The sequence below is a fragment of the Brucella oryzae genome, from assembly GCF_041929965.1.
Taxonomy (GTDB): domain Bacteria; phylum Pseudomonadota; class Alphaproteobacteria; order Rhizobiales; family Rhizobiaceae; genus Brucella; species Brucella oryzae.
Genome location: NZ_JBHEEO010000011.1, coordinates 122,428 through 130,219, shown reverse-complemented (window position 1 = coordinate 130,219; position 7,792 = coordinate 122,428). Strand labels below are relative to the sequence as shown.

Sequence of the window (7,792 nt, the reverse complement as noted above, 5' to 3'; positions counted from 1 at the left end):
TATCGATGATGTCGCGCCGGTTCTCGTCAATTCGGTGATGATGGCTGAGGACGGCCAGTTCTGCAGTCATGGCGGGGGGGGTTGGCATCAGCTGGGGCTGGTTCTGGATGATGCAGGCGAGGGTGGGCCGAGCCGCGGCGCTTCCACGATCACGATGCAGACCGTGAAGAACCTCTTTCTCTGGAATGGGCGCTCTTATGTCCGCAAAGGGCTCGAATTTCCGCTGGCGCTGGCTGCTGATGGTATTCTGTCCAAAAAGCGAATAATGGAAATCTATCTGAATATTGCAGAATGGGGGCCGGGGATTTATGGGATCGAGGCTGCAGCCCAGCATTATTTCAAGCGCCCGGCAGCAAAACTCAATGCCCGGCAATCCGCGCTGCTTGCCGTCACGCTCCCCAACCCGACATTGCGCAACCCTGCCAAGCCGACGCGCAACATGCAGCGCATTGCCCGGATCGTCGCCGGTCGTGCCGCACGATCAGGCCCCTATGTGGTTTGCGTGCGATAAATACGTGATACGAAAAAAAGATCAGACTCCCGCTGGTCAAATGCCGTGAGAGCGTGTATAGGCACCTGACTTTCCGGAATTTTGTCCGCTGTGACAGGCTCCACCGGGGCCGTGCCGGACGTTTATTGACCGATCAGTGGAGCTGGATCCATGGCAGTACCTAAAAGAAAAACGTCTCCGTCGAAGCGCGGCATGCGCCGTTCGGCTGACGCTCTGAAGGCCCCGACCTATGTCGAGGACAAGAACTCGGGCGAACTTCGTCGTCCGCATCATATCGATCTGAAGAGCGGTATGTATCGCGGCCGTCAGGTCCTCGAAGCTAAGGAATAAGTCTGACGCTGCATTGCAGCCGAAAGATGGTTTTCAAAAACGCCGTTCTCGTTGATCGGGAGCGGCGTTTTCTTTTGTGCCAGTTTTCTGCAAGCTACATGAAAAAGGCCGCATGAAGCGGCCTTGATCGCGGACTATTGTTGAAAGTCAACCTGCGTCAGATGCAAAGCCTGCGCCGTCGATACCGGCGATGGCTGCAGCCTCGTCATTGTCCGACGTATCGCCGGAAATGCCGACTGCACCGAGAATTTCACCGCCTGCATCCTTGATCAGAACGCCGCCCGGTACAGGCACGATCTTGCCGCCCGATACGCCCGAAAGTCCTTCCAGAAAATGCGGGCGATCCTTTGCCTGGTTGTTCAGCCAGCGCGAGCCGGTGCCGACCGCAAGCGCGCCATAGGCCTTGCCCGAGCCGATCTCGAAGCGGAGCATCGACGCGCCGTCCTGACGCTGGAAAGCCTTCACATGGCCACCGGCATCGAGAACGCAAACAGCAAGCGGCTTCATTTTCAGTTCCTCGGCCTTGGCAAAAGCCCCGGCGATGATCGTATTGGCGCGTTCGAGCGTCAGTGAAGGCATGGATATCTCCTATTCTATAGCGAAATGTAATTTAGCGGCCATGGCTGGCGATGCACAGCCGAATGCTTCTCGCCATAGGAAAAACACTTTATCGATTTTCATGAAGACGGTTGCAGGCGCACACCAAAGCTTGCCAAGGTTGGAATTTTGGTCTTTGTGTTGCACAATATTTCAAGGAGGAAAGAATGTCCGACCAGAAAGCCATCGTCATTGCCAGCGCGGCGCGTACCGCAGTGGGCGCTTTCAACGGTGCGTTTGCCAATATCCCCGCACATGAATTGGGCGCGACGGTTATCAAAGGCGCGCTGGAACGCGCCGGTGTGGCGGCGACGGATGTGGACGAGGTTATTCTCGGACAAGTGCTGACGGCAGGTGAGGGGCAGAACCCGGCACGACAGGCGGCAATGGACGCTGGTTGCCCGAAGGAGACGACCGCATTTTCGATCAACCAGCTGTGCGGTTCCGGTTTGCGGGCTGTTGCGCTCGGCATGCAGCAAATTCTTTCCGGCGATGCCAGGATCATTGTGGCGGGCGGTCAGGAATCCATGTCGATGGCGCCTCATTGCGCACATTTGCGTTCGGGCGTGAAGATGGGTGATTTCAAGATGGTCGACACCATGCTGAAGGATGGCCTGATCGATGCCTTTAATGGCTATCACATGGGGATCACGGCGGAAAACATTGCCCGCCAGTGGCAATTGACCCGTAGCGATCAGGATGAGTTTGCGCTGGCCTCCCAGCAGAAGGCTGAGGCGGCACAGACCGCCGGAAGGTTCGAGGATGAAATCGTTCCCTTCATCGTAAAGGGTCGCAAGGGTGATGTCGTTGTTTCGGCGGACGAATACATCCGTCCTGGCACGACGATGGAGGCATTGGCGAAGCTAAAGCCTGCCTTTGACAAGGAAGGTACAGTGACTGCAGGCAATGCGTCCGGTATTAATGACGGTGCTGCGGCTGTCGTGCTGATGGATGCGGATGAAGCAGCCAAACGCGGTGTGAAGCCGCTCGGACGTATCGTTTCCTGGGCAACGGCTGGTGTCGATCCGTCGATCATGGGAACCGGTCCGATTCCGGCAACGAAGAAGGCGCTGGAAAAGGCTGGCTGGAGCGTCGGCGATCTCGATCTGGTCGAGGCCAATGAAGCCTTTGCAGCACAGTCCTGCGCTGTCGTGCGCGATCTCGGTCTCAATGCGGATATCGTCAATGTGAATGGCGGAGCTATCGCTATCGGTCATCCGATCGGTGCGTCAGGCGCGCGCGTGCTGACGACACTGCTTTACGAAATGAAGCGCCGCGATGCCAAACGCGGTCTGGCGACACTTTGCATCGGCGGCGGCATGGGTGTCGCCTTGTGCGTCGAGCGCGATTGATCTTTCCATTCCAAACATTGAGGCGGGCAAAGAATACACTCTGCCCGCCCTTTTTGTTTCCGCAATGACACATTTGAAATCAGTGTTGTTGGCATGATGAAACTGCCGGAAAAGTTAACGTGAGATTGGAGACGGGGTTATTAAAGTCCGTTCGTATCTGGTTTTCTATGGCGTATAGCGACAATCGCCCACCAGATATTGTGAGAACAAATGCAGAAACCTTGCTGATCACCGATTCGTCGCCGATTCGTTCCGGCTTTGGCCTGAAGGTTAATGAAAATCGGATTTCCATCTGTTGCCACATTAATGAACTATCAGTATTCATTAAGAATTTCTGAAGAGTCGCATTGTGGTTAGAACATTCGGTTGACAGATTTTGTTAAAAGTTAACAGCAAGCTTGTTTTGTATTGGGAGAAGACAGAAAACCGGAACATCCGATTCATCATATTGTAGGGGTTTGCGGTAAGACCACTATATGTTGCCGTGAACAAAAGGCGAAGTTCTCCGAGTCAGCGATTCGTCGCCGATTCGTTCCAGAGTCGTTCCAATTGTTAACCGACAAGTTGTTGACCGGCTGCACACCGGTCGTCGAAACGTTGGTAGTTCGTCCTTGCTTAAACTTAACAGGAGCGCTTTCGGTACAGGCCGTATAGTGCTATCGCAAAACCAGCATCCTGCCCGTTATGGGCGCTTGTACCGGGAATCCGATTATTGGCATGAACCAACTCCCCGCCCATGATTTGCCGCTGACGCTGAGTGGCCGCGATGTGACTGCGGTGCTTGGGCCGACCAACACCGGCAAAACCCATCTCGCCATCGAACGCATGCTGTCGCATGGAAGTGGCATGATCGGCTTGCCGCTGCGCCTTCTGGCGCGTGAGGTCTATAACCGCGTCGTGGAACGGGTCGGTGCGGCCAATGTCGCGCTGGTGACGGGTGAAGAAAAGATCGTGCCGCCGGGTGCGCGCTATTCGGTCTGCACGGTCGAGGCCATGCCGCGCCGTACAGATGTCGCTTTCGTCGCCATCGATGAAGTCCAGCTCGCTGGTGATCTGGAGCGCGGGCATATTTTCACCGACCGGATCCTGCATCTGCGCGGGCGGCAGGAAACGCTCCTGCTTGGTGCGGCCACCATGCGCGGCATTCTGGAAAAGCTTTTGCGCGGCATCAATGTGGTGACGCGTCCGCGCCTGTCGCATCTGGCCTATGCCGGTTCCAAGAAGATTACGCGCCTGCCGAACCGTTCCGCCATCGTCGCCTTTTCCGCCGATGAGGTTTACGGGATTGCTGAACTGATCCGACGCCAGCGTGGTGGCGCGGCTGTCGTCATGGGCGCGCTCAGCCCGCGGACACGCAACGCGCAGGTCGAGCTTTACCAGTCGGGCGATGTCGATTTTCTGGTGGCGACCGATGCTATCGGCATGGGCCTTAATCTTGATGTCGACCATGTCGCCTTTGCGCAGAATCGCAAATTCGACGGGTATCAGTTCCGCGATCTGACGCCCGCCGAGGTGGGGCAGATCGCCGGGCGCGCAGGCCGACATCTGCGTGACGGCACCTTCGGCGTGACGGGGCAGGTGCACCCATTCGACGAAGAGCTGGTCGAGCGGGTGGAAGCGCATAATTTCGATCCTGTGAAAGTCCTGCAATGGCGCACGGCGCGTTTCGACTTTTCATCGCTCGATTCCCTGCGCTATTCTCTGGAAACGCCCGCACCGATCGAAGGCTTGGCCAAGGCTTTGCCTGCCGTCGATCAACAAGCGCTTGAAAATTTGTCGAAAGACGAAGAGATTGTGCGGCTCGCCAAGACACCGGCACGCATCGAGCTTTTGTGGGACGCCTGCGCGCTGCCCGATTATCGCAAGATCGCGCCGGCGCAGCATGCCGATATCATTGCAACCATCTATCAGGATCTTGTCCGCCGAGGGAGCGTCGATGAAGATTATATGAGCGAACAGGTGCGCCGTGCCGATAGCACAGAGGGGGAAATCGATACTCTGTCGCATCGGGTGGCGCAAATTCGAACCTGGACTTTCGTGTCGCACAGGCCGGGATGGCTTGCCGATCCGACACACTGGCAGGAAAAGACGCGCGAAATTGAGGACAGATTGTCCGACGCGCTGCATGAAAGGTTGACGAAACGCTTTGTAGACCGCAGGACAAGCGTGCTTATGAGGCGCCTGAGAGAGAATGCCATGCTTGAAGCAGAAATCAGCCCGGTCGGAGACGTGATTGTCGAAGGCCACAATGTTGGGCAACTGGAAGGATTCCGTTTTACCGCTGACGTTCAGGCCGAGGGGCCGGACGCCAAGGCGGTGAAGTCGGCTGCACAAAAGGCGCTGGCCGCCGAGTTCGAACGTCGCGCAGAGCGCTTTGCCGCAGCTCCCAATGGCGATTTCGCGCTCGGCTCGGATGGCGTTATGCGCTGGGTCGGTGCAACGGTCGCAACGCTGGTTGCGGGCGATGACCTGCTGAAGCCGCGTGCGGTGATCCTGGCCGACGAACAGCTTACCGGAGCGGCGCGCGACAAGGTTGCAGCTCGTATCGAACGTTTCGTCGCTCATCATATCGAAACCGTTCTGAAACCGCTCACCGATCTGGCTGCCGCTGATGCCCTGACCGGTATGACACGCGGCCTCGCTTTCCAGATCGTCGAGAACCTTGGCATTCTTCCGCGCCGCGATGTGGCGGAGGAAGTGCGCGGCCTCGATCAGGATTCGCGTGCGGCGCTTCGCCGTCTCGGTGTGCGTTTCGGTGCCTATCACGTCTTTATGCCGATGTTGCTGAAGCCTGCGCCGGCCGGTCTCATCACGCTGCTCTGGGCGCTCAAGAATGATGGTCGCGAACGCTCCGGCTATGGCGATGTTGTGAATGTGCTGGCGGCAGGCCGTACCTCGGTCGTGGTCGATCCGGCTTTCGATCCGATGTTCTATCGTCTGGCAGGTTATCGCGTGCTGGGTCGCCGTGCAGTGCGTATCGATATTCTGGAACGTCTTGCCGATCTCATTCGTCCAGCACTTGCCTGGCGCCCGGGTTCCGGAGTGCGTCCGGATGGCGCTTATGACGGCGGACGTTTCATCGTCACACCGGCCATGATGTCCATTCTGGGTGCTACGACGGACGACATGGAAGAAATCCTGAAGAGCCTCGGCTATCGTCACGAGGCGATGGAAGCAGCCGCCGTCACAGCGAAGCTTGCCGAACTCGATGCTTTCGCGGCTGAAGCTGCGGCCAAGGAAGCTGGTGTTTCGCCGGTTGCAGAAGCGGAAAAGCCTGCCGTACCCGCGGCAGAACCCGTGCCTGCACTGGTTGTCGTGGCCGAGGCGGAAGCCGAAGCCAAGGTGGAAGAGGCTGTTGGAGCGGCTGAAACTGCGCCGACCGGCGAAACGGCAGAAGTGGCGGCTGAAGAGCCAAAGCCTGTTCTTCTATGGCGTCAGGGTCGCTTCGAAGGCCGCAATCGCAATCAGGACCAGAACAGACAGCGTCAAAATCGTGGCCACCAGAAAAGCGGTCATCAGAACCGCGATGGCGGCGAAGGGCGCAAGTCCGAAGGCGGGGCAGAACAGCAGGGACGCAATGATCGCGGCGGCAAGCGCTTCGACAAGCAAAAGCGTCATGACGGTGAAGGCAAGCGCGAAGGCTCCAAGGGTGATTTCCGTGGCGGCAATCAGCGCCAGCAGAAGCGCGATCATGGCCATCAGGGCGGCAAACGGGCAGAGCAGGAACGTCCTGCGCGTATCGATCCCGATTCGCCTTTTGCCAAGCTTCTGGCTCTGAAAGAGCAGATGAAGAAGTAAGATGACTGCAGAAACGGGCGCAAGACAGCGAATCGACAAATGGCTGTTCTTTGCGCGCGTGGTCAAATCAAGATCGCTGGCGGCGAAACTCGCCGTCGGCGGCAAGGTTCGGGTCAACCGCGACAAGATTGAGCAGGCCGCTCATCAGGTGAAGGTCGGTGATGTACTGACCATTACGCTCGACCGGCGTATTCTCGTTTACAAGATACTTGCTCCGGGTGAGCGTCGCGGTCCAGCGCCTGAGGCCCAGCTTCTTTATGAAGACCTTTCGCCGTCACCAGCATCCGCTACTGCGGTGGCACCGGAGGCCACAACGCCGCAGCGTGAGAGCGGAGCCGGGCGCCCGACCAAGAAAGAGCGTCGCGAAACGGATCGCTTACGCGGAAACTAGAGTGTACTTTCCGCGACCGGGAATGCTTTCCGTGGCGAGGTGTACTCCAATAACAGTTCTGGCGGTTGCTGTGATTCCACTAAATCGGGATCAGTTCCAGTCTGGGCGCGTTGCCGCAGGCAACTTGTGACGGTGATGGAAATTGCGCGTCAAACCGCCCCGGCGAAAGTCTTTTCCATGCGAGACCTCTCAAACGAAATGCTGTTTCAGATGTGCGTGACTTCGTGACATTGCGGCGTTTGTACCCTTGTCATGACAGGATAAAATCGCTACCTCACGCATTGTCATAAAAGGGCATGGGCTGAGACCCGCAACCATTTCCGTGCACAGTGACTTCGTGGCGAGATATTCCAAAGCCCCGAGCCAATTGTCGGCTTGCTGGAGTATCGGCGCCAAGCTGTAGGATAGATAAGCTGCCTGGTCTGGAATTCGGGCAGCAACAGGAGTTCGACGATGACGTATGTCGTGACCGATAATTGCATTCGCTGCAAATATACGGACTGCGTCGAGGTCTGTCCGGTCGATTGCTTCTACGAAGGCGAAAACATGCTCGTTATCAATCCCGACGAGTGTATCGACTGTGGCGTATGTGAACCGGAATGCCCTGCCGAGGCGATCAGCCCCGACACTGAGCCGGGCCTCGACAAGTGGTTGGAATTGAATACGGAATATGCGGCAAAATGGCCCAATATTACCGCAAAAAAGGATGCCCTGCCGGAAGCCAAGGAAATGGACGGCGTGGCTGGCAAGCTCGAGAAGTATTTCTCCACCGAGCCGGGTAGCGGTGACTAATACTGAATCAGCGTTACAGGC

7 protein-coding genes are annotated in these 7,792 nt (G+C 57.3%); 6 read left to right on the top strand and 1 reads right to left on the bottom strand.

The window, feature by feature from the left end; genetic code table 11:
* Both JNC70_RS13735 and rpmF read left to right on the top strand, forming a co-directional pair.
* Positions 1 to 511 (top strand): biosynthetic peptidoglycan transglycosylase (locus JNC70_RS13735; RefSeq protein WP_374788643.1); only part of this gene is annotated, 511 nt, incomplete at its 5' end.
* 150 nt (positions 512 to 661) lie between these two features.
* Entirely contained in the window at positions 662 to 841 is a 180-nt protein-coding gene (gene rpmF / locus JNC70_RS13730) for a 50S ribosomal protein L32 (RefSeq protein ID WP_006467787.1), read from the top strand.
* A 147-nt stretch (positions 842 to 988) separates the two neighbouring features.
* On the opposite strand, the gene JNC70_RS13725 is transcribed toward rpmF, so the two are convergent.
* Positions 989 to 1,420, bottom strand: coding sequence for a GlcG/HbpS family heme-binding protein (locus tag JNC70_RS13725; protein ID WP_104756560.1), 432 nt, complete (start codon positions 1,418 to 1,420; stop codon positions 989 to 991).
* Between the two features lie 185 nt (positions 1,421 to 1,605).
* On the opposite strand from JNC70_RS13725, the gene JNC70_RS13720 reads away from it, so the two are divergent.
* From JNC70_RS13720 to fdxA, 4 genes are all read left to right on the top strand, one after another.
* Entirely contained in the window at positions 1,606 to 2,790 is a 1,185-nt protein-coding gene (locus JNC70_RS13720; RefSeq protein WP_374788642.1) for an acetyl-CoA C-acetyltransferase, read from the top strand.
* A 717-nt stretch (positions 2,791 to 3,507) separates the two neighbouring features.
* Positions 3,508 to 6,588 (top strand): helicase-related protein, encoded by a 3,081-nt coding sequence (locus JNC70_RS13715; RefSeq protein ID WP_104756571.1) that lies wholly within the window; start codon positions 3,508 to 3,510, stop codon positions 6,586 to 6,588.
* Between the two features lies 1 nt (position 6,589).
* On the top strand, positions 6,590 to 6,979 hold the full coding sequence (locus tag JNC70_RS13710; RefSeq protein WP_104756561.1) for an Hsp15 family ribosome-associated heat shock protein: 390 nt from the start codon (positions 6,590 to 6,592) through the stop codon (positions 6,977 to 6,979).
* Between the two features lie 453 nt (positions 6,980 to 7,432).
* Positions 7,433 to 7,771 carry a ferredoxin FdxA gene (gene fdxA, locus JNC70_RS13705; protein WP_104756562.1) on the top strand — a complete coding sequence of 113 codons (339 nt, stop codon included), beginning with the start codon at positions 7,433 to 7,435 and terminating at the stop codon, positions 7,769 to 7,771.
* Positions 7,772 to 7,792: the final 21 nt, after the last annotated feature.

What these genes read in the sequence shown, in the direction of transcription:
- rpmF (WP_006467787.1), top strand. Translation starts at nt 662, where the DNA reads ATGGCAGTACCTAAAAGAAAAACGTCTCCGTCGAAGCGCGGCATGCGC.
- JNC70_RS13725 (WP_104756560.1), bottom strand. Translation starts at nt 1,420, where the DNA reads ATGCCTTCACTGACGCTCGAACGCGCCAATACGATCATCGCCGGGGCT.
- JNC70_RS13720 (WP_374788642.1), top strand. Translation starts at nt 1,606, where the DNA reads ATGTCCGACCAGAAAGCCATCGTCATTGCCAGCGCGGCGCGTACCGCA.
- JNC70_RS13715 (WP_104756571.1), top strand. Translation starts at nt 3,508, where the DNA reads ATGAACCAACTCCCCGCCCATGATTTGCCGCTGACGCTGAGTGGCCGC.
- JNC70_RS13710 (WP_104756561.1), top strand. Translation starts at nt 6,590, where the DNA reads ATGACTGCAGAAACGGGCGCAAGACAGCGAATCGACAAATGGCTGTTC.
- fdxA (WP_104756562.1), top strand. Translation starts at nt 7,433, where the DNA reads ATGACGTATGTCGTGACCGATAATTGCATTCGCTGCAAATATACGGAC.